Here is a 320-nt window from a genome sequence, read left to right as displayed (position 1 = left end):
GTGCAGCTCAAGCCTTTAAAAGAGCGCAAAAAAGAGCATGAATTAGGGCAATTTGAGTTGATGAGCGCTTTAAGGAAAGAATTAAAAAGCATGCCTGAAGCTAAAGGTTTAGAGAACATTAATCTTTCTGAAGTCTCTCTTATAGGGGGCGGTGGGGATAGTTCGCCCTTCCAAACCTTTGTGTTTTCCCATTCTCAAGAAGCGGTGGATAAAAGCGTGGCGAATTTGAAAAAATTCTTATTGGAAAGCCCTGAATTAAAAGGCAAGATCGAAGGCTTTCATACGAGCACGAGCGAATCGCAACCGCAACTGCAACTGAA

At 42.5% G+C, this 320-nt stretch carries 1 protein-coding gene; it reads left to right on the top strand.

Annotation, left to right across the window (positions count from 1 at the left end; all coding sequences use genetic code 11):
• A partial coding sequence (locus tag F8C76_RS20060) for an efflux RND transporter permease subunit (RefSeq protein ID WP_211372222.1) occupies window positions 1–320 on the top strand: 320 nt, incomplete at both ends.

Source organism: Flagellimonas olearia (assembly GCF_009184425.1).
In the GTDB taxonomy this organism is placed as follows: Bacteria; Bacteroidota; Bacteroidia; order Flavobacteriales; family Flavobacteriaceae; genus Flagellimonas; species Flagellimonas olearia.
The sequence above is the reverse complement of the archived record's forward strand: the minus strand, read 5'-3'. Positions and strand labels throughout refer to the sequence as shown.